The organism is Campylobacter sp. RM16187, assembly GCF_025319965.1.
Classification (GTDB): Bacteria; Campylobacterota; Campylobacteria; order Campylobacterales; family Campylobacteraceae; genus Campylobacter_A.
The window spans coordinates 721,942-743,461 of the sequence record NZ_CP012549.1; the positions used below are offsets into that span (position 1 = coordinate 721,942).

At 38.4% G+C, this 21,520-nt stretch carries 22 protein-coding genes; 20 read left to right on the top strand and 2 right to left on the bottom strand.

Annotated elements, in window-relative coordinates; all coding sequences use genetic code 11:
* The first annotated feature begins 247 nt into the window (after positions 1–247).
* From CDOMF_RS03910 to CDOMF_RS03970, 13 genes are all read left to right on the top strand, one after another.
* The gene (locus CDOMF_RS03910) at positions 248–715 is read left to right on the top strand and encodes an RNA pyrophosphohydrolase (protein ID WP_172128852.1); all 468 of its coding nucleotides are present in this window, start codon (positions 248–250) and stop codon (positions 713–715) included.
* Positions 715–1,914, top strand: a complete 1,200-nt coding sequence (locus CDOMF_RS03915; RefSeq protein ID WP_260952548.1) for an aspartate kinase — start codon at positions 715–717, stop codon at positions 1,912–1,914. Before CDOMF_RS03910 ends, CDOMF_RS03915 begins: the two co-directional genes overlap by 1 nt.
* Positions 1,911–2,453, top strand: coding sequence for a HobA family DNA replication regulator (locus tag CDOMF_RS03920; protein ID WP_260952549.1), 543 nt, complete (start codon positions 1,911–1,913; stop codon positions 2,451–2,453). Before CDOMF_RS03915 ends, CDOMF_RS03920 begins: the two co-directional genes overlap by 4 nt.
* Positions 2,454–2,458: 5 nt before the next feature.
* Positions 2,459–3,079 (top strand): DNA polymerase III subunit delta', encoded by a 621-nt coding sequence (locus tag CDOMF_RS03925; RefSeq protein WP_260952550.1) that lies wholly within the window; start codon positions 2,459–2,461, stop codon positions 3,077–3,079.
* The gene (gene folP, locus CDOMF_RS03930) at positions 3,076–4,224 is read left to right on the top strand and encodes a dihydropteroate synthase (RefSeq protein ID WP_260952551.1); all 1,149 of its coding nucleotides are present in this window, start codon (positions 3,076–3,078) and stop codon (positions 4,222–4,224) included. The genes CDOMF_RS03925 and folP overlap by 4 nt, the downstream gene beginning before the upstream one ends.
* The gene (ligA, locus tag CDOMF_RS03935; RefSeq protein ID WP_260952552.1) at positions 4,217–6,154 is read left to right on the top strand and encodes an NAD-dependent DNA ligase LigA; all 1,938 of its coding nucleotides are present in this window, start codon (positions 4,217–4,219) and stop codon (positions 6,152–6,154) included. The genes folP and ligA overlap by 8 nt, the downstream gene beginning before the upstream one ends.
* A 30-nt stretch (positions 6,155–6,184) precedes the next feature.
* Positions 6,185–6,910: a 23S rRNA (cytidine-2'-O)-methyltransferase TlyA gene (tlyA, locus tag CDOMF_RS03940; RefSeq protein WP_260952553.1), complete on the top strand. Its 726-nt coding sequence runs from the start codon at positions 6,185–6,187 to the stop codon at positions 6,908–6,910.
* Entirely contained in the window at positions 6,876–7,760 is an 885-nt protein-coding gene (locus tag CDOMF_RS03945; protein ID WP_260952554.1) for a bifunctional riboflavin kinase/FAD synthetase, read from the top strand. The genes tlyA and CDOMF_RS03945 overlap by 35 nt, the downstream gene beginning before the upstream one ends.
* Entirely contained in the window at positions 7,757–8,461 is a 705-nt protein-coding gene (gene cmoA / locus CDOMF_RS03950; RefSeq protein WP_260952555.1) for a carboxy-S-adenosyl-L-methionine synthase CmoA, read from the top strand. The genes CDOMF_RS03945 and cmoA overlap by 4 nt, the downstream gene beginning before the upstream one ends.
* An 88-nt stretch (positions 8,462–8,549) precedes the next feature.
* A complete protein-coding gene (locus CDOMF_RS03955; protein ID WP_260952556.1) occupies positions 8,550–9,641 on the top strand; it encodes a transglutaminase domain-containing protein in 1,092 nt (363 codons plus the stop codon).
* A complete protein-coding gene (locus tag CDOMF_RS03960) occupies positions 9,638–9,961 on the top strand; it encodes an aryl sulfotransferase (protein WP_260952557.1) in 324 nt (107 codons plus the stop codon). The genes CDOMF_RS03955 and CDOMF_RS03960 overlap by 4 nt, the downstream gene beginning before the upstream one ends.
* A complete protein-coding gene (locus CDOMF_RS03965) occupies positions 9,954–10,226 on the top strand; it encodes a heavy-metal-associated domain-containing protein (RefSeq protein WP_260952559.1) in 273 nt (90 codons plus the stop codon). The genes CDOMF_RS03960 and CDOMF_RS03965 overlap by 8 nt, the downstream gene beginning before the upstream one ends.
* 2 nt (positions 10,227–10,228) lie before the next feature.
* On the top strand, positions 10,229–11,506 hold the full coding sequence (locus tag CDOMF_RS03970; RefSeq protein ID WP_260952561.1) for a M20/M25/M40 family metallo-hydrolase: 1,278 nt from the start codon (positions 10,229–10,231) through the stop codon (positions 11,504–11,506).
* 87 nt (positions 11,507–11,593) lie between these two features.
* Here CDOMF_RS03970 and nth read toward each other — a convergent pair whose 3' ends face one another.
* The gene (nth, locus tag CDOMF_RS03975; protein ID WP_260952565.1) at positions 11,594–12,226 is read right to left on the bottom strand and encodes an endonuclease III; all 633 of its coding nucleotides are present in this window, start codon (positions 12,224–12,226) and stop codon (positions 11,594–11,596) included.
* Positions 12,227–12,332: 106 nt separating this feature from the next.
* Here nth and CDOMF_RS03980 point away from each other — a divergent pair, with 106 nt between their 5' ends.
* The 7 genes from CDOMF_RS03980 to CDOMF_RS04010 are packed head-to-tail and all read left to right on the top strand — an operon-like array spanning position 12,333 to position 19,560.
* Complete coding sequence (locus CDOMF_RS03980) at positions 12,333–13,145, top strand: peptidylprolyl isomerase (protein WP_260953129.1); 813 nt, start codon at positions 12,333–12,335, stop codon at positions 13,143–13,145.
* A gap of 17 nt (positions 13,146–13,162) precedes the next feature.
* Positions 13,163–14,227 (top strand): class II fructose-bisphosphate aldolase, encoded by a 1,065-nt coding sequence (gene fbaA, locus CDOMF_RS03985; protein ID WP_260952567.1) that lies wholly within the window; start codon positions 13,163–13,165, stop codon positions 14,225–14,227.
* Positions 14,228–14,235: 8 nt separating this feature from the next.
* Complete coding sequence (locus tag CDOMF_RS03990; protein WP_260952568.1) at positions 14,236–15,561, top strand: MotA/TolQ/ExbB proton channel family protein; 1,326 nt, start codon at positions 14,236–14,238, stop codon at positions 15,559–15,561.
* Positions 15,545–16,612, top strand: a complete 1,068-nt coding sequence (locus CDOMF_RS03995; RefSeq protein ID WP_260952569.1) for an OmpA family protein — start codon at positions 15,545–15,547, stop codon at positions 16,610–16,612. The genes CDOMF_RS03990 and CDOMF_RS03995 overlap by 17 nt, the downstream gene beginning before the upstream one ends.
* A 40-nt stretch (positions 16,613–16,652) precedes the next feature.
* Positions 16,653–17,453, top strand: coding sequence for a 1-aminocyclopropane-1-carboxylate deaminase (locus tag CDOMF_RS04000; protein ID WP_260953130.1), 801 nt, complete (start codon positions 16,653–16,655; stop codon positions 17,451–17,453).
* Positions 17,450–18,757 (top strand): histidinol dehydrogenase, encoded by a 1,308-nt coding sequence (gene hisD / locus CDOMF_RS04005; protein WP_260952570.1) that lies wholly within the window; start codon positions 17,450–17,452, stop codon positions 18,755–18,757. Before CDOMF_RS04000 ends, hisD begins: the two co-directional genes overlap by 4 nt.
* A 50-nt stretch (positions 18,758–18,807) precedes the next feature.
* Positions 18,808–19,560, top strand: a complete 753-nt coding sequence (locus CDOMF_RS04010) for a flagellin (protein WP_260952571.1) — start codon at positions 18,808–18,810, stop codon at positions 19,558–19,560.
* A 62-nt stretch (positions 19,561–19,622) separates the two neighbouring features.
* On the opposite strand, the gene dnaK is transcribed toward CDOMF_RS04010, so the two are convergent.
* Entirely contained in the window at positions 19,623–21,509 is a 1,887-nt protein-coding gene (dnaK, locus tag CDOMF_RS04015) for a molecular chaperone DnaK (protein ID WP_260952572.1), read from the bottom strand.
* Positions 21,510–21,520: the final 11 nt, after the last annotated feature.

The following is a 21,520-nucleotide window of genomic DNA, read 5'->3' on the forward strand; positions in this document are numbered from 1 at the left end:
AACAAAATTTAAACGGAGAATAGATGGTATTGGTATTTAATGATATAAAAATTGGGATATAAATTCTCATTTTATTTGTCCGGACATATGTGGTTTTACGCTTTAACTTTATCTTTTTTAAAATGTATAAAAACGTGTGAAAATGTAAAATCAAGTTGCTCTTTATCTTTTTAAAAGCTCGATTTAAAGCTTGATATAAACTCTTTTAAGTTAAAATCTATCAAATTTTACATTTAGGTTTTAATCTATGCAAAAAAGCTACAGATCAAACGTTGCCGCCGTTGTTTTGGCTGCCACATACCCTTTTGATTGTAGGGTTTTTATAGCTCAAAGATGTGATTTGCAAGGTGTTTGGCAGTTTCCGCAAGGTGGGATTGATGAAGGAGAAAAGCCAAAAGAGGCGCTTTTAAGAGAGCTTAAGGAAGAGATAGGCACCGATGAGGTTGAGATTTTATGCGAGTATCCTGACTGGCTTAGTTATGATTTTCCACCAAATGTCTTAAAAGCTAAAAAATATCCCTATGACGGTCAAACTCAAAAATATTTTCTAGTAAGATTAAAGGCCGGAGCTAGGATAGACATTAAGACTAAAACCCCTGAATTTGATGAGTATAAATTTGTCCCTACCGATGAGGCGTTAAATGACATTAATCATTTTAAAAAACCGATTTACACTAAAGTTATGGGATACTTTAAAGAGAAAGGATTTATCTAATGCTAATCATTCAAAAATACGGCGGAACAAGCGTAGGAACGCTTGATAGAATAGAAAATGTTGCCAAAAGAGTGATTGAGAATAAAAAAGCGGGCAACGATTTAGTGGTAGTTGTTTCAGCTATGAGTGGAGTTACAAATCAGCTTATAGAGTATGCCGATTATTTTACTAAAAATGCCGATACTATAGCTATGGATATGCTTTTAAGCTCAGGCGAACGCGTTACCTGCGCACTTCTTACTATAGCTCTTAATAATATGGGTTATAAGGCTGTAGCACTGACCGGAAGGCAGGCTGGAATCATAACAGATAGTGTTCATACAAGAGCAAGAATAGAGATGATAGACACAAAGCGTATGAGAAGCGAGCTTGATGATGGTAAGATAGTGGTTGTAGCAGGCTTTCAGGGTATAGATCAGGATGGAAACGTCACTACTTTAGGACGCGGGGGAAGTGATCTAAGTGCAGTTGCCATTGCAGGAGCTTTGAATGCTGATTTGTGTGAAATTTATACAGATGTGGACGGAGTTTATACAACAGATCCTAGAATAGAAAGCAGAGCTAAAAAGCTTGATAAGATAAGCTATGACGAGATGCTTGAGCTTGCAAGCTTGGGTGCGAAAGTATTGCAAAATCGTTCTGTTGAGCTGGCTAAAAAACTAAACGTAAATTTAGTCACAAGAAGTAGTTTTAATCATAATGAAGGAACATTGATAACAAAGGAAGAGAATATGGAAGCAGTTTTAGTAAGCGGAATAGCACTTGATAGAAATCAAGCGAGAGTAACATTAAGAGGAGTAGTGGATAAGCCTGGAATCGCAGCCGAGATCTTTTCGGCCTTGGCAGAAAAAAACATAAATGTTGATATGATAATTCAAAACGTAGGGCAAGATGGCACTACAAATTTAGGATTTACCGTTCCTCAAAATGAACTTGCTGTAGCAAAAGAGTGCATGGATAAATTAGCCGCTGCAAAACATGTGGAGTATAGCGAAGATATAGTAAAAGTATCGGTAGTGGGCGTTGGTATGAAGAGCCATAGTGGTGTAGCATCTTTGGCGTTTAAAACTCTTGCAAAAGAGGGCATCAATATACAGATGATATCAACAAGCGAGATTAAAATTTCCATGATTGTAGATCAAAAGTACGGAGAACTGGCAGTTCGCGCACTACATCAGGCATACAAGCTAGACCAATGAGTGATTTTATAAAGTGGACGTTGGAGGCGATTAGAGACGAAGGCTCTCTAATGAGCTGGATGGAAGAAAGGCGCACGGAGTGGACGCCTTTGCTTGCATCAAAGCTAAAATTTTTACTCGAAGGGCGCGCTTTTATCCTGATAACCGATAACGAAAGGTTTTGGTTTGAGAAATATTTTTTAAAAAATATAAATAAACCCACAAATTCGCGTCCTGTCTTGCCATTTTTCTCACTTAGAGCTCTTTATCCGTCTTTTGACTCAATATCTTCAAAAGAAGAAATTTCTCTTTTGCAGGATATGCTAAGCCTTGCTTTTCCAAACGGTTATGTCTTCTTTTATGTAGGCAAAAGCAACGACAAAAGCGCGCAGATAGCCAAAGGCAAGGATGATAGCTACATGTGGCTGTTTGATGAGCAGGCGCAAAACAGCTTTTATCTAAGCTCAAGCGACGAGCTTTTAGATATCAAGCTTTTATCGCTCTATAAACTTTTTGATAAGAGCGTGGATGCGGCACTCTTTGCTAAAGTGATGCTTTAGATTTCATGCATAGCAAGATCGTTATCACGAGTGATTTTGAAGCTTTAAAGGATGAACTTCTAAGGCTTCACGATCCAAATTTTTTAAGATTTTTTATAACCGAAGATTTTTTGCTTGAAAATGCAAAAGAGGTCGTAAGCGAGGCTTATATCGCTGAAAATAGCGAAAAAATACTTGTTGTGATGGCTAAAAATTTCCGCATAGAAGCGCAAAATTCACTCCTTAAGATCATAGAAGAGCCTCCTAGAAATATCAAATTTATCATCGCTTGCGAGTCTAAAAACATGCTGCTTCAAACGATTCGCTCGCGTCTAATCACCGAAAACAGGCTTATCAAAAAAGAGCGCATAAAAAGCGGGTTAAATTTCGCTCGCCTTGAGCTAAAAGAAATTTACCGTTTTATAGATGAAAAAGTAGAGCTTGAAAGAGCTGATAAATTCGGTAAAAATGAGCTAAAAGAGCTGATTTCGGCTATCTGCTTAGAAGCTAGTGGGGCTGGAGTTAAATTTAGCCAAGATGAGCTAAGCTACTTTTACAAAGCAGTTAAACTTGCCGAGCTAAATACAAAATCACACTCGCTTTTAACGCCGATTTTGCTGATGATATATGAAAAGGGCCGAAAGTGAAAATTTTTAAGATAAATCAAGACACAAATTTTGATGAAATTTGCAAATTTATAAGCCCTAGCAAAGAAGGACAGGCGATAATGAAAAAAAAGGCGAATCTAAATTTTTTCCTTTTAAAAGATATCCGCTCGCCTGCTGCAAACATACTAAAACAAGACGCGCTTAGCATAGGAGCTGAGCTTGTCACTCATAAAAATACGATTTTAAACGGCGAGAACTCAACCGCGCTTTTAATAGCAACAAACGCGCAGATAAAAGAGCTTGCGAAAAAAGAGGCTGCGCAGGATTTTGGACTTAAAAATTTGGCTATCTTTTTAAAATCAAGCTTTAAAAAGCCAATTAAGCCCCAAATAATGGGAGTTGTAAATATAAACGAAGATAGCTTTAACGCGCAAAGCAGGGTAGATACAAAAAGCGGTATAAAAAAGATAGAAACGATGATAAAAGAGGGTGCCGAGTATATCGATGTGGGCGCAGTTAGCTCGCGTCCGGGCAGCAAATACGTAGGCAGAGAAGTTGAGTTTGAGCGCCTTAAAGATATCGTGGCTGAAATTTACCGCCTAAATTTGCATGAAAACGCGAAATTTAGCCTTGATAGCTTTGATGAGTACTGCCTTGAATATGCGCTAAATCACGGCTTTAAGATGATAAATGATATCACGGCAGATACAAATTTAGCTAGCCTTGCCGTTAAGTACGGCGTGCAGTACTGCCTCATGCATATGCAAAATAGCCCTGAAAATATGCAGGATAACCCGCATTATGATGATTTGCTTGGCGAGATAGATAGCTTTTTTGCGGATAAAATCGCCAAAGTGCACGAGCTAGGATGCGAAGATATCGTGCTTGATGTTGGTATCGGCTTTGGAAAAACGCCGCAAGATAATCTGCTTTTGATAAAGCATTTGGAGCATTTTTTACACTTTGACTTGCCTCTTTTGGTTGGTGCAAGCAGAAAGTCCGTCATAAATTTTTATAGTCCAAGCGAGGTTAGCAAGCGACTTCCGGGAAGTTTGTATCTGCATCAAAAAGCCTTTGAAAACGGTGCAAGCATAATAAGAACACACGATGTAAGCGAGCATGTGCAGATGTTTAAGATGGATGAAGCGATGAGAAATTTAAGCCTTTGGAGCCAAAATGGATAAAAAAGAGTATCTAAAAAGCGTTGATCTGCTAAATTTGTGGGCGAAGGCGTATTACGAAGATGACGCTCCAATCGCAACTGATGAGGAGTATGACGAGCTTTATCACAGAGTGCTTGAATTTGAGCGTGCAAATCCTGCTGAAATTTCGATGTTTTCACCGACTAAGCGAGTTGGCGGAGAGGTAAGCGAGGGCTTTGTGAAGGCTGATCACATAGAGCGTATGTGGAGCATGGAGGATATATTTGACGAGGCTGAGCTGGTAGCTTGGCTAAACCGAGGCGATAAGCTCGGGCAAAAATTTGTTATCCAGCCTAAATTTGACGGAGCCAGCCTTAATCTTCTTTACGAAAACGGCGAGCTAAAACGCGCCATAACTCGCGGTAACGGCATAACAGGCGAAGATGTAACGACAAATGCAAAGGTGATTAAAAATATCCCGACAACTATCGCCTATAGCGGTAAGATCGAAATTCGCGGTGAGGTTGTCATATCAAAAAGCGATTTTGACGAGATAAATTTAGCCCGCATACAAAGAGGCGAAACCCAGCTTGCAAACCCTAGAAATGCAGCTTCCGGAAGCCTTAGACAGCTTGATAGCAAGATAACGGCAAGCAGGCGGCTTCAGTTTCGTCCGTGGGGCTATGGGGCGCAAAATTTAGGGCTTAAAAACTACTCTGAGATCATGGAGTTTATCTACTCTCTTGGTTTTGAGCGCGAAGAGTTTTTTAAAATTTGCTCCACGCTTAAAGAGATAAAAACCGCTTACAATGAGCTTTTAAATTTGCGCGAAGATAAGCCCTTTATGATGGATGGAATGGTCGTAAGAGTTGATAGCGTGGCTTTTTCAAACGAGCTTGGATACACCGAAAAATTTCCAAAATTTATGGTTGCTTACAAATTTCCTGCGATTGAAAAAACGACAAGGCTCGTTGATGTGGCGCTTCAGGTTGGAAGAAGCGGGGTTGTAACGCCAGTTGGCGTGCTTGATGAAGTAAATATCGACGGTGTTAAGGTTAAGTCAGCCACTCTTCATAACTTCGATGAGATCGAGCGTCTTGGGGTTATGAAGGGCGATTTTATAAGTATTATCCGCTCGGGCGATGTGATACCAAAGATAACAGGAGTCTTTAAAGAGCGCAGAAATGGCTGCGAAACGCCGATAGAGCGTCCGCACAACTGTCCAGTTTGTGGCACCATGTTGCTTGATGAAGGAGTGTTTATCAAGTGTCAAAATTTAGAGTGCAAGGCGCGCGTCATAAACTCGCTCATCCACTACGCTTCAAAGAGGTGCCTCAATATCGATGGACTTGGCGAAGCTATCGTAAATCAGCTTTTTGAAGCGGGATTTGTAAGTAAGATCGTTGATATCTATAGGCTTAGCGCAAGCGAGCTTGCAAGCCTTGAGGGCTTTAAAGATAAGAAAATTTCAAATCTGCTAAACGCTATCGATGTAGCGCGCACCCCGAATTTACATAGCTTTATAACCGGTCTTGGAATAGAGCATATAGGAGAAGTCGCAGCTAAAAAGATAGCAAGGCAGTTTGGCGAAAGGTGGCTTGAGCTAAGCTATGATGAGCTTATGAGTATCGACGGCTTTGGTGACGCAATGGCTGAGAGTTATGTGGAGTTTATGCAGGTAAATAGGGAAAATTTAGCCGAGCTTTTAAGCTTCGTAACTCCGAAATTTGAGAAATTTGAAGTTAAACAAAGCGATATAAGCGGCAAAACCTTTGTGATAACGGGCACGCTTAGCAAGGGCAGGGATGAATTTAAGGCTATTTTAGAGGCTCACGGTGCTAAGGTTTCAGGCTCGGTTTCTAAAAAGACTGATTTTGTTTTGGCAGGAAGCGAAGCCGGAAGTAAGCTTGATAAGGCGCACGAACTTGGTGTTAGAGTGATAAGCGAAGAAGAACTTATGGAGATGCTTTGAGGTTAAATTTGGCTTGTTTTAGGGGTTGTGATGAGGTTTGATCTGTTTGTGGCACAAAGGCTTGATATCAGCAGAAACAAGGCTAGCGAGCTCATAAAATCGGGCAAAATTTTACTAAACGGCGAAGTTGAGACAAAGCCAAATAAACAAACTTGCGAAGAAGATAATATAAATTTGCTTGAAGAAGTTTATGTCGGACGAGGAGCGCTTAAGCTAAAGAGCTTTTTAGAGAATTACAGGCTTGATTTAAAGGGTAAAACGGCTCTTGATATCGGTAGCAGCACAGGCGGGTTCGTGCAAATTTTGCTTAAAGAGAGTGCAGGTAGAGTAACCGCGCTTGATGTGGGCAACAGTCAGCTTGATGAGAGCTTAAAAAGCGATAGCAGGGTCGAGGTGAAAGAAGATACCGACATAAGAGAGTTTGCTCGCGAGGCAAAATTTGAAGATGAAAGTATGAAATTTGACGTCGTAACCTGCGATGTGAGCTTTATCTCGGTAACTCAAATCCTGGCTGATATTTTTAGAGTCGCAAAAAAGGATATAATAATACTCTTTAAGCCCCAGTTTGAAGTAGGGCGCGAGGCTAAACGCAACAAAAAAGGCGTCGTAACCGATGCTAAAGCGGTATCGCAAGCAAGGGCGAAATTTGAGCTTGCGGCTGCAAATTTGGGCTTAGTATTAAGGGCATGCCAACAGTGCGAGATAAGAGGAAAGGAAGGAAATGCCGAATTTTTCTACGCTTTTAACAAAGGATAATATCACCGCTGTTGCTATCGGGCATTTTGACGGGGTGCATCGCGGTCACAGAGAGCTTTTAAACCGCTTGGGCGAATTTGGCGGACTTGTCGTCATAGATAAAAACAAGGCAAATATAACTCCAAAGCTTAAACGCGCCGAATACTCCAGATATCCGTGCTTTTTGTATGATTTTAACGAGATAAAAGGGCTTAGCGGAGATGAGTTTGTCGAGCTTTTAAAAAGGGATTTTAAAAATTTAAAAAAGATAGTCGTGGGGTTTGATTTTAGATTTGGGCGAAACAGAGCGTGGGACAAGTATGGCTTAAGGCGACTTTTTGACGGCGAGGTTGATATCGTGGAGGAAGTTTGCTTTGAGGGTATGGGCGTGCATAGCTCTGCGATTCGAGAGTTTATAAAACAGGGGCAAATTTACGAGGCAAATCTCTTAATAGGGCGCGAATACTCAATCGAAGGCGATGTGATCAAAGGTCAAGGAATAGGGCAAAAAGAGCTTGTGCCGACTTTAAATTTGGACGTGAAAAACTATCTTTTGCCTATCGAGGGCGTTTATGCAACTAGAACCAGAATAGGCTATAAGACTTACGGTTCGGTAACTTTTATCGGAAATCGCTTAAGCACGGACGGCAAATTTAGCGTAGAAACTCACGTCATAAACGAAAATATATCAAACGCAAGCCACGTGGCGGTATGCTTTATAAAGCGACTTCGCGGAAATATGAAATTTGCCGATTTAAGCAGTTTAAAAGCGCAGATTAAATTCGACATAAGCGAAGCCTCTAAATTCGTAGGAACCTGTGATCTGTATATAGACGACAAGATGATAAGAGGGGGTGTGGCGCAAAGATGAGAGATGAAATTTTTAAAGAGCCGATAAAAAAGCAGTTTGAATTTGACGCTGCGGTCGCTAGCGTGTTTGACGATATGATAAACCGCTCGGTTCCGCACTATGATATAGCCCAAAGCCTCATTGTCGAATTTCTTGTAAAAACCTTAAAAAAAGAAGCTTTTGTGCTTGATCTTGGCTGCTCTACGGCTTCTACTTTGCTAAGGCTTTATGAGGCGAGAAGTGATCTGAATTTGCGCGGTATAGATAACGCAGCCGCCATGCTTGAAAATGCAAACGCCAAGATAAGAGCTTATGGTGCAAATATAACTCTTGAGCTCGCCGATATCTTGGAGTGCGATTTAGGTGTGCAAGATGTGGTGCTTATGAACTATACTTTGCAGTTTATTCGCCCTATAAAAAGACAGGAATTCGTAGGCAAAATTTACGAGAGCCTAAATGAAAACGGAATTTTCGTCTTTAGCGAAAAGATGATATTTGAAGATAAGACATTAAGTAAAAATATCATCGAAATTTACGAAAACTACAAGCTAAATCAAGGGTATTCTAAATTCGAAATCGCTCAAAAGCGAGAAGCTCTTGAAAACGTGCTGATACCATATACTGAAGCCGAAAATAGAGAGCTTGCTTTAAATGCGGGATTTAAGAGTGTGGAGTGCTTGTTTAGGTGGGCAAATTTCGCCGCATTTATAGCATTTAAGTAGTATAAAATTTTCAAACGAATTTTAGTAATTAGCAAGTAAAATACCTCTTAAGAGTTGCGGTGCAACTATATTTATACAAGGCATTTTCATGCAAAGACGTGATTTTTTCAAATTTAGTGCGGTTGTCGGTGCGGCTAGTTTTGCGCCTAATGTTGTTTTAGCTAATAGTGAGGCGATTAAGACGCCTAACAAAAATAGAATTTTTGACGTTAGCCTTAAGCATAGTCTAAAAGAGCAAGGAAAGTTTAGTAGGCTTTGGGTTCCGCTTCTTGTCGGTAACGAATATCAGCAGCTTGTAAGCAACTATGATGTATCGACAAACGCAAAAGAACACTATATCTCAGATCTTGTGATACCTACGCTTTATGCGGGATTTGGCGAAGATGAAAAAGATGCGAATTTAGAGCTTAAATTTCGAGTGCAAACACAGGAGAGAAATACCGATTTTAGCAAGGTAAATTTCAACGAAAACGAAAAACTTAGCCCTGAAGTTGAGTTTTTCTTAAAACCTACCAAACAAATTCCAAATACAGGCATAGTAAAGCAAAAGGCTGATGAGATCGTAAAGGGAATTAACGGCGATCTTGAAAAAGCAAGAGCGATATACACTTGGGTTGCAAATACTATGGAGCGCGATAACAGCGTCATAGGATGCGGTCTAGGAGATGTAAAAGCGATACTTGAAAGCGGAAAGCTCTTGGGCAAATGCACCGATATAAATTCCGTTTTCGTAGGGCTTTGCAGGGCGGTTGGCATACCTGCTAGAGAGCTCTTTGGCATAAGAGTCGGTCAAAGCAGATTTTCAAACGAGATGGGCAAGGCGGATGAAAACGGACTTGCTAAAATTTCAGGCGGACAGCATTGCAGGGCGGAATTTTATCTTAAAGGATACGGCTGGATACCTGTTGATCCTGCCGATGTTACTAAAGTGCGTCTGGGCGAAAAGCTAAGCAATAGCGATGAGAAGCTAAGCAAAATTCGCGAATATCTCTTTGGTAACTGGGAGATGTGCTGGGTAGGATTTAACTACGGGCGCGACTTCATCTTAAAGCCAGAGCCAGAGCAGATTCCGCTAAACAACTTCGGCTATCCGTATGCGGAAACTGACGGAAATACGGCAAATTATTATTCGCCAAAAGAATTTAGCTACGACTATACCTCACAAGAGTTAAAAGCTTGAGAAGTGTATTTTTAGCCATTGCTTCGATAATAAGTGCCTTTGCGGCTACACTTTGTTGCTTGCCGGCACTTGTTTTTTTGATATTTGGATCTACATTTACTCTTTTTGGTTTTACCGAGCAGCTAAGCGAATTTAGAGGGATTTTAAGTATTCTTGCCCTTGTTTGCTTGGCTCTTTCTATATTTTATTTTTTTAAAAAAGATAGAAGTTGCTCGCTTAAAAAAACAGGCAAAAAATGGCTTTTGATATACGTTTTTTTAGCTGTTTTTGTGTTTATTTTGCTATCATATCCTGAAGTTTTGGGAGCTATCTATGCGTAAATTTATCGCTCTTATCTTGCTTTGTGCTTTTGTATTTGCCGATCAAAAAGTTGTTATTTTGGTTGAGGAGATGCACTGTCCGCTTTGTACGGCTATGGTTAGAAAAGCGCTATTAAAAGTAGATGGCGTAAAAGAAGTAAAGGCTAGTTTGCGCGATAAGACGGCAGTTGTTAAGATGCTTAAAGATATAAGCGAGCAACAACTCTTAGACGCAGTAGCAACAACAGGCTATAAAGGTAAGATAATAAATAACTTAAAGGAGTAGAAATGCAAAAAAATGACGTTATGAGCGACTTTAAAAAGCTTTGCGAAATTCCTCACTGTAGCTATGAGACGGAACAGATGAGAGAATTCTTGGTAGAATTTGCCAAATCTCAAGGCTTTAATGTAGATGTGGACGAGCTTGGAAATATACACGCTCACAAGGGAAATCCTAAAATTTGCCTTCAAAGCCACTATGATATGGTTTGCGTAGGTGCTGCTCCAAAGCTAGAGCTTATCGAAGAAAACGGGATTTTAAGAGCTAAAAACTCAACTTTAGGTGCAGATAACGGCATAGGTGTAGCCATGATGATGGGTGCAATGAGAGAGTTTGCGAATTTAGAGTGTCTATTTACTAACGATGAAGAGGTTGGTCTTGTAGGCGCAAATGGATTTAAGGGTAAGATTATCGCTCCAAATTTGTTAAATTTAGACAGCGAAGAAGATGATCGTGTGACTTTAGGTTGTGCCGGCGGTATAAACGTAAGCGCAAAGGTAAGCGATGAGAAAGTTAAAAAAATCGGAAAAGTTTATGAGGTAAGCGTTACCGGACTTCCTGGCGGTCACTCAGGTAATGAAATCCACAAAAATATACCAAGTTCTATAAAGATAATCGGCAAATTTTTAGCCGAAAACGGTTGTGAGCTGATCAGTCTTGACTTTGGCGAAAGAAGCAACTCTATCCCTGCAAATGCAAGATGCAAGGTGCTTTGCGCGCAAGAGCTAAAATCAAACGGCCTTGTAGAAGTAGTTGCTCTTAATGAAGATAGTGCCGAGGTGCTGGCTCATAGTGGTAAAATTTTAGCCCTTATTAACTCATTCCCGCAAGGCGTAAGAAGCTATAATGTCGAGCTAAATATGGTAAATAACAGCATAAATCTCTCAACCGTCAAGCAAAAAGACGGCTTGGTGGAATTTGACTTCTTCGGAAGAGCTATGACTAGAGAAGGCCTTGACATCGTAGGTTTTGAGACTAAGACTTTGGCCGAGGCTCTTGGATTTGACGTTAGCGTAAGAGATCGTTCGGCTAACTGGAGTCCGTCTATTAGCGAATTTAGCGAAGTAGTACTTGAAGAGCTTAAGAAATTTAAGCCAGAAGCTAAATTTTCGGCAGTTCACGCAGGGCTTGAATGCGGAATTTTAGTAAGCAAGCAGCCTGGGCTTGAAGCTTGCTCTATCGGACCGAACATCCACTCGCCTCACTCGGTAAATGAGCGCTGCGAGATAGAGTCAGTCGAGATGATGGATAAGGTAGTAAGAAATATAATCGCTAGATTTCAATAATCTTAAATGATATTAGATAGGGTGCTTGCGAGCTATTAGCGCTTGTGGCACCCTTAAAATTTTCAAGCTTGTAAATGCAAATTTAACTCAAATTCTCTTATCTTTGCTTTTACAAAGCTCGCTCATAAAGCACTCTTCACACTTTGGTTTAACCGCTTTGCAGGTATATCGGCCAAATAAGACCATGGCTTGATGAAGTATATTTAGATCAGTTTTAAATGCTTTGGTTAGATCTATCTCTACGCCTTCTGGAGTCTTTGCATTGCTTAAATTTAATCTATGGGACACTCTAAATACATGCGTATCTACAGCCATTAAATTTTCACCATTATGCTCTATTAGCACGACGTGTGCGGTTTTTTGTCCAACTCCAGCAAGGCTTATCAGGTCTTTTTCATTTAGCGGAATCTCGCCTCCGAAATTTTCCATCACGCTTTTTGCCATTTTGATCAAATTTTGAGCCTTGTTATTAAAAAAACTACAGCTTTGTATGAGCATTTTAACGCTTGCTAAATTTGCCTGCGATAAGGATTTGATATCTGGATATGCTTTAAACAGCTCAGGTGTTATTAGATTGACCCTTTTGTCTGTGCATTGTGCAGATAACATTACACATACTAATAGTTCGTATAGATTTCTAAACCGAAGTTCGCTTCTTGCATTTTCAAAATTCGCTAAAAATTTATTTTTTATATTTTGTATGTCTTTTTTCGTTCTCAAGGATATAGCTCAGCCTTTTTAGTTTAAAATTTCAACGAATTATAACCTATTCTTAACAACTTTCTTGGTATAATCGAGCGTAAATTTTTTAAAAAGGATTCGCATGATGAATAAGGTTTTGTTTGGAGCTTTGAGTTTAGCGGCTGCTATGAGCCTAAATGCAGCTGTTTATGCAACTGTTGATGGTATGAATATAGAAGATAAAGATGTGCAACTTACGCTTGGTGCTATGCCTGGAGTTACTCTTGAACAACTTCCTAAAGATACTCAAAAAAAGGTAATAGACGAGACTATAAATAGAAAACTTCTTACTAAAGAGGCTAAAAAAAGCGGAATAGAGAAAGATAGCGAATATAAAAACGCTATAGAGACTTTAAAAGATAATGTAGCATTAGATGTTTGGATGAGAAAAATTTTTAATGCAATTAAGGTAAGCGAAAAAGATGTAAAAGATTTTTATGATAAAAATAAAGATCAGTTTGCAGAGCCCGCTCAGGCTAAAGCTAAACATATTTTAGTATCTGCTGAAAAAGACGCAGTTGATATAATAAATCAGCTAAAGGGACTAAAAGGAGATGCTTTAGTTAAAAAATTTGAAGAGATAGCTAAAGCTAAATCAATAGATCCCGGTTCAGGCGCTAACGGCGGTGAGCTAGGCTGGTTTGGTCAATCTCAAATGGTAAAACCATTCGCAGATGCTGCTTTTGCTCTTAAAAAAGGTGAAATTACAACAAAACCTGTTCAAACACAGTTTGGTTATCACGTAATATTTAAAGAGGATTCCAGAAATGCAGGAACAGCTACTTTTAATGAGGTCAAGGGACATATTGAAAGTAATTTAAAGATGGAAAAATTTAGAGACGAGATCAAAAAACGTGGCGATGATCTTCGCGCTAAATCAAAAGTTGAATATAAATAATTAAAAAGAGGTGCAAAATGGGTGTTTTAGATATCATAAAGCCAGGAGTTTTGGTAGGAGATGACGTTAATAAACTTTATGAACATGCTAAAAGCGAAGGGTTTGCGATCCCTGCGGTAAATGTTGTCGGAAGCAACTCAATAAATGCTGTATTGGAAGCAGCAAAGACAGCTAAATCACCTGTTATTATTCAGTTTTCAAACGGCGGGGCTGGATTTTATGCCGGTAAGGCCTGCGAAAATGCGGCCGTTCTAGGAGCGGTCGCAGGAGCGCAACATGTGCATATGCTCTCCAGTGCCTACGGTATTCCCGTGATCTTACATACTGATCATGCCGCAAAAAAATTGCTCCCATGGATAGATGAACTTATTAAATTTAGCCGTGAGTATAAGAAATTTCACGGCAAACCGCTTTTTAGTTCTCATATGCTTGATCTTAGCGAAGAGAGCTTGGAAGAAAATATTTCCATTTGTGAAAAATATCTAAAAGAGCTTAGTGAGCTAGGAATTAGCCTAGAAATCGAGCTTGGAGTAACAGGTGGAGAAGAGGACGGAGTCGATAATACGGGCGTAGATAATGCTCTTTTATACACACAACCTGAAGATGTCGCGCTTGCTTATGAAAGACTTGGTAAGATAAGTGATAAATTTAGCATAGCGGCTAGCTTTGGTAATGTTCACGGGGTTTATAAGCCAGGAAATGTGGTTTTAAGACCTGAAATTTTAAAAAATTCTCAAGAATTTGTAAGTAAAAAATTTAATACGGCTTGCAAAAAACCTGTAAATTTCGTATTTCACGGTGGAAGTGGAAGCGAAATCAAAGACATTAAAGATGCCGTTAGCTACGGCGTGATTAAGATGAATATAGATACCGATACTCAGTGGGCGTTTTGGGACGGAGTAAGGGAGTATGAACTAAAAAATAGAGCCTATTTGCAAGGTCAAATAGGAAATCCTGAAGGTGATGATAAACCTAATAAAAAATATTATGATCCTAGAAAATGGCTAAGAGGCGGAGAAGAGTCTATGATGAAACGCCTACTTACAGCATTTGAGGATTTAAACTGCTTGAATAGAAATTAAGGTTGTATATGGGTTTAAAAAACGATACCTTAGCCGAACTTGCTCTGCCTGAAGCGCAGAATAGAAAGTCGGCTCTGGTATATTTAAAAATAGTATTTTTGCCGATTGCTATATATGTTATTGTTCTTCTTGGTTATTTTAAAGTTATAGATTTTAAAGTGGGTCTTCATACTGTCATAATGATGGGTATAATACTTTTTATCGCTTTGATTTTTGCTAAAAACAGTGCCGAGCTTGCCTATTGTCACTTTGAGCAAAGTGGAGCTGATTTTAAGAGAAATTTAAAAGAGTATATTATCAAACATCTCTTGGTGATCGGAAAAGATACGAAGTCAAACGCTAGTTTCGATGATTTTGTAGAGTATTATACCAGAAATTTAAGAAATGAAAATTTTGCTTCAGTGGGTGCTGGCATCTTTCCTATGCTTGGAATTTTGGGAACATTTATAAGTATAGCTTTATCTATGCCTGAGTTTAACTCATCAAATACTATTGGGCTTGAAAAAGAGATTTCAATGCTTTTAAGTGGCGTTGCTACCGCATTTTATGTCTCAATTTACGGAATATTCTTAGCTCTTTGGTGGATTTTTTTTGAAAAATACGGAATGAGTCGTTTTGAAATTTTGGTTAGGCGACAAAAGAATTCTACAAGCTCGTTTTTTTGGACCAAAGAGGAGATTGATAGAAGATTTCTACAAGAAAATTTAAGCCATTTTGAAAAGATAGGTGTGATATTTGAGCATGTAAGCAATCAAGAATTTTTTGCAGAACTTAATAAGACTATAGATAATAAATTTAAAGTATTTAGCGATATTGTAAAAACAGAGGGAGATGCTGTAAAACTTAGTAGCGAACATATAAAACAGACCATGACAGCCCTTTTAAAATCCTCAAAAGATCAAAGGGATCTAGTTAAAATTCATGCTGAAATTTTAAATGTTATCAATAAATTTAATATCAATATTAAAGATATGCAGATGAAATTTTCAGAGCAGTATAATAAGCTTTATGACGTAGGAAATGAGCGCATATTAAAGCTTGAAAAAAGCGTCATAGATTTAGAAAATAATATTAAAAATTTCAACATCTCACTTAATACTTTTAGCGATGAGATATTGGAAAAACAAAAACAAGCTATGGATGGATTTAAGACTAGCCTAATAGAAGGAATGAGTGCTTTTAAAGAGGCTTTTAACGAAGAAAATATAGCCTATGATAACAATATAGATCTTATTAACGAGCTAAAACAGGATATTGACGAGCTTGATAAAGAAGCAAGTGAGATCTTGCAAACAATAGAAAAAGCAAGCATGTTAAATGAAGATAAGAAATAGCGAACAAAACGGAGATCAGACCTTTTGGGTATCTTATGCCGATTTAATGGCTGGGCTTATGTTTGTCTTTATGCTTATAATCGGAGCAGTTGTCGTTAAATACGTTTTAACTCAAAGCGATCTGATAAAACTTCAGTCAAATTTAAAAGAACAAGAGAGAAATATCACAATATCTCAAAATGAATTAAAAAAACAAGAGAAGATAATACAAGAAATTTTTGTAAATTTAAATGCCGCAAAGAGTGAAAACAGAGAGCTTGTAGATATAAATCAGATAGTAAAAGAGCAGCTAGAAGCCACAAAGGCTCAAAAAGATAAACTTGAAAGTATAACCTCTTCTTATGAAAATAGGCTTGACGATGCAAATAAGACTATCTTGGATTTAAGTCTTGAACTTTCTAAAGCTTTGCAAACTCTAAATCAAAAAGAGATGCAGATAAATGAGTTGTTATCAAATTTAAAACTAGAAAATTCCAGATACTTTGCCTTGGAGTCTGATTATAACGATACTAAAAACAAGATAAAAAACATTAGCTTACTTCGCTCAAATGTAATATCGAATTTAAAAGATAAGCTTGGAAGTAAGGTAAATATAGATCCAGCATCCGGTGTAGTCGCACTTCCTGACTCTATACTTTTTGATACCGGCTCATACAAATTAAAAGAGAGCTCTAAAGAGCATCTAAAAGAGATATTGCAGAACTATTTTGAAGCTATTTTAAATAGCGAAGAGATATTAAAACATATAGATAAAATCGTTATAGAGGGACATACAAATTCTATAGGTAGCTATTTATACAACCTTGATCTATCTCAAAAAAGAGCTTATGAGGTACTTCAGTTTATCTATTCTTGGAATAAAGATAAGAGGCTTGAAGAGTATCTAATGGCAAGCGGACGTAGCTTTAGCGATCTTGTTATTAGAGATGGCGTGGAAGATGCCGAAGCTTCAAAAAGAATTGAGATTAAAATTTCATTTTCGGACAAAGAGGCTATGCAAGAGATAGAGAAGTTTTTGGAGCAACAAAATAAAAAATATTCACAAAATTAGCTTTAAGGGACTTCATTTTTATCTGCTTCGCGATGATCTGATAGGCGGAGAATTTAATGGAAATAAGGCCAGAAAACTTGAGTATTTTTTAAAAGCCGACTTAAGAGGTATCAAGAGAGTCGTAAGCTATGGTTCTAGCCAATCAAATGCGATGTATAGCATAAGTTTATTTGCTAAAATAAAGGAGCTTGAGTTTTATTATGTAGTTTCAAGCTTAAACTCAAATTTGGCCGATAATCCGATTGGAAATTTTAAATTCGCACTTGAAAACGGAATGCAAATTTTTATAGATAAAGATAGAGAACAAAAGGCAACAGAGCTAGCAAGTAGCAAAGACTCTTTGCTTATAAACGAAGGAGTTTGGCAAAAAGAGGCCGAAATGGGCTTTATCTCTCAAGCCAAAGAGATTGAAACTTGGGCCAATAAACACTCTAAAACTTTTGATATTTTTTTGCCATCTGGCACCGGAACTAGTGCAGCATTTTTAGCTAAGCATATTAAATTTGATGTATTTACTTGTCCTTGTGTAGGAGACGCAAAATACCTAAAAAGCGAGATTTTGGCTCTAGATGCTAATTCAAAGGTTGAAATTTTAAATCCTCCTAAAAAATATCACTATGGGGATTTAAAATTTGAGCTTTATGAAATTTGGCAAGAAATTTTAAAAGAAACAGGCATAGAGTTTGATCTAATCTATGATCCTGTAGGGCTTTTGACACTTTTTGCAAATTTGGATAGATTTAAAAATGAAATTTTATATATCCATCAAGGTGGAATTTTAGGTAATATTAGTCAAAAAATAAGATATGAAAGAAAGATAAAAATGAGGGGGATGAGATGAAATTTTTACTTACAACAGATACTGATTTTAGAGAGAAATTTGATAGGCTGGTAAATAGGTCTGATATGGATATGAGTCATGTTATGCCGGTGGTTTCCGGAATTTTAAATGATGTTAAAAAAGAAGGAGATAGGGCACTTTTTGAGCAGATTTCTAAATTTGATCGTTGGAATCCTGATGAGAGTAGCTTTAAAATAAATCCGATAGACATGCAAAACGCTTATGATGATATTGATAATTCGCTAAGAGTGGCGCTAAACTTAGCCTATGATCGCATTAAGGCTTATCATGAAAAACGCATACCTAAGACTTGGATCAAAAGAGATAGTGTCGATGTGCTTCTTGGCGCAAAATACACCCCTATTGATAGGGCCGGGCTCTACATCCCTGGTGGCAAGGCAGCATATCCTAGCTCGCTTCTTATGAATGCAATTCCTGCTATAGTAGCCGGCGTAAAAGAGATAGTTGTTTGCACTCCTGCAGTTGAAGGAAAAGTAAACAAGCTACTTTTAGCAGCTATGCACGTATGCGGCATAAAAGAGGCTTTTAAGGTAGGCGGAGCAAGCGCGATCGCCGCGATGGCATACGGCACAAAGAGCATAAAAAAAGTAGACGTGATAACAGGGCCGGGAAATATCTACGTCGCAACGGCTAAAAAGCTTGTTTACGGAGAGGTAAATATCGACATGATAGCAGGGCCAAGCGAGATAGGCGTAATAGCAGATGAGAGCGCAAATGCTCGCCATATAGCTATAGACATGCTCTCTCAAGCCGAGCATGATGAGCTTGCCAGTGCATTTTTAATCACTCCAAATCAAACTTTTGCAACCAAGGTTCAAGAGCATATAAATGAGGAATTAAAGAGTCTTGAAAGGCGCGAAATAGCTGGGGCAAGTATAAAAAATAAAAGTGCAATAATAGTAGCAAAAGATATGAACGAATGTGTGTCTCTTATGAATGAGCTTGCGGTAGAACACTTAGAAATTGCTACAAATAATGCTCTTGAGATCATGGAGGATATCACACATGCGGGAGCGATATTTTTAGGACACTTTACTCCTGAAGCCATGGGGGATTATTTGGCCGGACCAAACCATACTCTTCCTACAGGCGGAAGCGCTAGATTTTACTCTCCTCTTGGTGTTGAAAATTTTATGAAAAAAACCTCTATTATCTCTGTTGGAACTAAAGGCATAAGCGAATTAGGGCTTGCTTGCATGAGGCTTGCGGAAGCAGAGGGATTAACAGCTCATAAGCGATCTGTAGAAGTAAGATATAATGAGATAAAAGGTTCTTGTATATAAGAAATTTATAAGATAATTTGTATAATGTGCAAAATTTAAAGGAATTTGATATGAAACTAGCAGGATACAGTACAAATTTAAATAATCACTATCTTGAGCAGGCTAAAAACAGTAGCGATAAAGCGTTAAAGAATATAGCTGCTGAGCGCGCTATAAGCGGCATCGATAGTGCTAATTTAATAATAGCCGATAATTTAAAAGCTCAAAGCTCTGTGCTAGAGCAGGGTATTACAAATGCAAATGACGCTATAGCGATGCTTCAAATCGCGGATAGCACTCTTGCAAATATCACAAAGAGCGCCGATAGGATAAACGAGCTATCCGTGTCTTTTAATAATGTCGCTTTAAATAGTGATCAAAAAAGGATGATAAGAAGTGAGGCTACAGCTTTAGTAAAATCCATGGACGATAGTCTTTCTCAAGCAAGCTTTAATGGCAAAAATATCTTTGGCGGCGAAATGAGCTTTTTAACCGGAAACGGCATGCAAGGATTAAATTTATCATCCGTCAACTCATCGGATATAGATGTGGCCAATCAAGATAGCATACATAAATTTATATCCAATGTAAATTCACTACGTGCTGAGATCGGATCAACTCAAAATGCAATGATTTCTGGAATAAATTCTAGTTTGACTAAAAACGTAGCGCTTAAATCAAGTGAAAATAATATGCTAAATAATGATATGGCTAAAAATATAACTGATCTAAATAGCAATAATTTAAAACTAAATGCGTCCATTATGGCTCAAACGCATAATAACGCAAATTTACAAAATCAAGTCACTAGACTGCTTGGATAAAATTTAATATTTTTAATGTGTTTATTTATGAGAAAAAGGGGCTAATTTAGCCCCCTCGTAGTTTATTCTACTTCGGCGTCTATTACGTCGTCATCTTTCTTTTTGTTTTTAGAAGTTGCATCAGCATTTGCATTAGCGTTATCATCTTTTTTATACATAGCCTCCGCTAGCTTATGACTTGCCTCGCTTAGAGCTTTTACTTTTGCATCTATCTGTTCTTTTGAAGCATTTTCATCTTTTAAAGTCTCTTTTAGCTCGTTTAGGGCTTTTTCTATATTAGCCTTATCGTCAGCTGGAATTTTGTCTCCTAATTCATTTAGGCTCTTTTCTGTTTGATGTGCCAAGCCGTCCGCTTGATTTCTAGCTTCCACAGCCTCTTTGCGCTTCTTGTCATCCTCTTTATGAAGCTCAGCGTCTTTTACCATCTTGTTTATCTCGTCATCGCTTAGTCCGCTTGAGCCTGAAATAGTGATGTTTTGCGCTTTTCCTGTTGCTTTGTCTTTAGCTGAAACAGTTAAAATTCCGTTTGCGTCTATATCAAACTCAACTTCTATTTGAGGTACTCCGCGAGGTGCTGGTGGGATGCCCTCTAGGTTGAATTGACCTAGAGATTTATTGTCTCTAGCGAAGTCTCTTTCGCCTTGAAGCACGTGGATAGTAACCGCACTTTGGTTGTCCTCTGCGGTTGAGAATACTTGGTTTTTCTTAACAGGTATTGTTGTGCCTTTTTCTATTATTTTAGTCATTACGCCACCAAGAGTTTCTATGCCAAGGCTTAGCGGAGTAACGTCAAGTAAAAGCACGTCTTTTACATCGCCTTTTATAACCGCACCTTGTATTGCGGCGCCTATAGCAACGACTTCATCAGGATTTACGCTCTTGTTTAGCTCTTTTCCGAAAGCCTTTTTTACCTCTTCTTGAACAAGTGGCACACGAGTAGATCCACCCACCATTACTATCTCTTTTACCTCAGATTTATCTAGCCCTGCCTCTTTTACAACCTCGTTTATCTTAGATATGGTCTCTCCTACCAAATCTTCTATCATAGACTCAAATTTTGCACGAGTTAGCTTTTTAACAAGGTGTTTTGGGCCTGTCGCATCAGCTGTAATAAATGGTAAATTTATCTCTGTCTCTTGTGCAGAGCTTAATTCTTTTTTAGCATTTTCTGCGGCCTCTTTTAATCTTTGAAGTGCCATAACGTCTTTTTTAAGGTCTATTCCTTGCTCGTTTTTAAATTCATTTGCGAGCCAGTCTATCAAGCGGTTATCAAAGTCATCACCACCTAAAAACGCGTTACCGCCTGTTGAAAGAACCTCTACTACGTTATCTCCAGTTTCAAGAACGGTTACGTCAAAAGTACCACCACCAAGGTCATATACTACTATCTTTTCTGCTTCTTTTTTATCAAGACCGTAAGCAAGTGCAGCCGCTGTCGGCTCGTTTATGATACGTAGCACGTTTAAACCGGCTATGGTTCCAGCCTCTTTGGTAGCCTTTCTTTGGCTATCGTTAAAGTACGCAGGCACTGTAATAACCGCATCTATAACCTTTTCGCCAAGGTAAGCTTCGGCATCCTCTTTTAATTTCATCAAAACTTTAGCGGAAATTTCTTGAGGAGTATATACCTTGCCGGCTATTTCTATAGCGCAGGCACCATTTCTATCCACCACATGATAAGGAAGCCTTGTTTTAGCCTCTTTAGCCGCCTCTTCATTACTCATTAAGCCCATTATTCTTTTTATAGAATAAATTGTTTTCTCAGGGTTTGTAACCGCTTGACGTTTAGCGCTATCGCCTACTAAAACTTCACCTTTATCGGTAAAAGCGACAACAGAAGGAGTTGTGTTTTTGCCCTCTTTGTTTTGTATTACCTTACTCTCTCCGCGCTCGTAAACACTCACACAAGAGTTTGTTGTACCAAGGTCGATTCCTATAACTTTTCCCATTTTCTATCCTT

Bases quoted from the DNA above. Each gene is read 5' to 3' on its own strand.
- CDOMF_RS03980 (WP_260953129.1), top strand. From the start codon at position 12,333: ATGAATAAGGTTTTGTTTGGAGCTTTGAGTTTAGCGGCTGCTATGAGC.
- CDOMF_RS03945 (WP_260952554.1), top strand. From the start codon at position 6,876: ATGCCGAATTTTTCTACGCTTTTAACAAAGGATAATATCACCGCTGTT.
- tlyA (WP_260952553.1), top strand. From the start codon at position 6,185: ATGAGGTTTGATCTGTTTGTGGCACAAAGGCTTGATATCAGCAGAAAC.
- CDOMF_RS03955 (WP_260952556.1), top strand. From the start codon at position 8,550: ATGCAAAGACGTGATTTTTTCAAATTTAGTGCGGTTGTCGGTGCGGCT.
- CDOMF_RS03915 (WP_260952548.1), top strand. From the start codon at position 715: ATGCTAATCATTCAAAAATACGGCGGAACAAGCGTAGGAACGCTTGAT.
- CDOMF_RS03925 (WP_260952550.1), top strand. From the start codon at position 2,459: ATGCATAGCAAGATCGTTATCACGAGTGATTTTGAAGCTTTAAAGGAT.
- CDOMF_RS03965 (WP_260952559.1), top strand. From the start codon at position 9,954: ATGCGTAAATTTATCGCTCTTATCTTGCTTTGTGCTTTTGTATTTGCC.
- CDOMF_RS03995 (WP_260952569.1), top strand. From the start codon at position 15,545: ATGAAGATAAGAAATAGCGAACAAAACGGAGATCAGACCTTTTGGGTA.
- hisD (WP_260952570.1), top strand. From the start codon at position 17,450: ATGAAATTTTTACTTACAACAGATACTGATTTTAGAGAGAAATTTGAT.
- CDOMF_RS03970 (WP_260952561.1), top strand. From the start codon at position 10,229: ATGCAAAAAAATGACGTTATGAGCGACTTTAAAAAGCTTTGCGAAATT.
- dnaK (WP_260952572.1), bottom strand. From the start codon at position 21,509: ATGGGAAAAGTTATAGGAATCGACCTTGGTACAACAAACTCTTGTGTG.
- CDOMF_RS04010 (WP_260952571.1), top strand. From the start codon at position 18,808: ATGAAACTAGCAGGATACAGTACAAATTTAAATAATCACTATCTTGAG.
- CDOMF_RS03990 (WP_260952568.1), top strand. From the start codon at position 14,236: ATGGGTTTAAAAAACGATACCTTAGCCGAACTTGCTCTGCCTGAAGCG.
- fbaA (WP_260952567.1), top strand. From the start codon at position 13,163: ATGGGTGTTTTAGATATCATAAAGCCAGGAGTTTTGGTAGGAGATGAC.
- CDOMF_RS03920 (WP_260952549.1), top strand. From the start codon at position 1,911: ATGAGTGATTTTATAAAGTGGACGTTGGAGGCGATTAGAGACGAAGGC.
- CDOMF_RS03910 (WP_172128852.1), top strand. From the start codon at position 248: ATGCAAAAAAGCTACAGATCAAACGTTGCCGCCGTTGTTTTGGCTGCC.
- ligA (WP_260952552.1), top strand. From the start codon at position 4,217: ATGGATAAAAAAGAGTATCTAAAAAGCGTTGATCTGCTAAATTTGTGG.
- cmoA (WP_260952555.1), top strand. From the start codon at position 7,757: ATGAGAGATGAAATTTTTAAAGAGCCGATAAAAAAGCAGTTTGAATTT.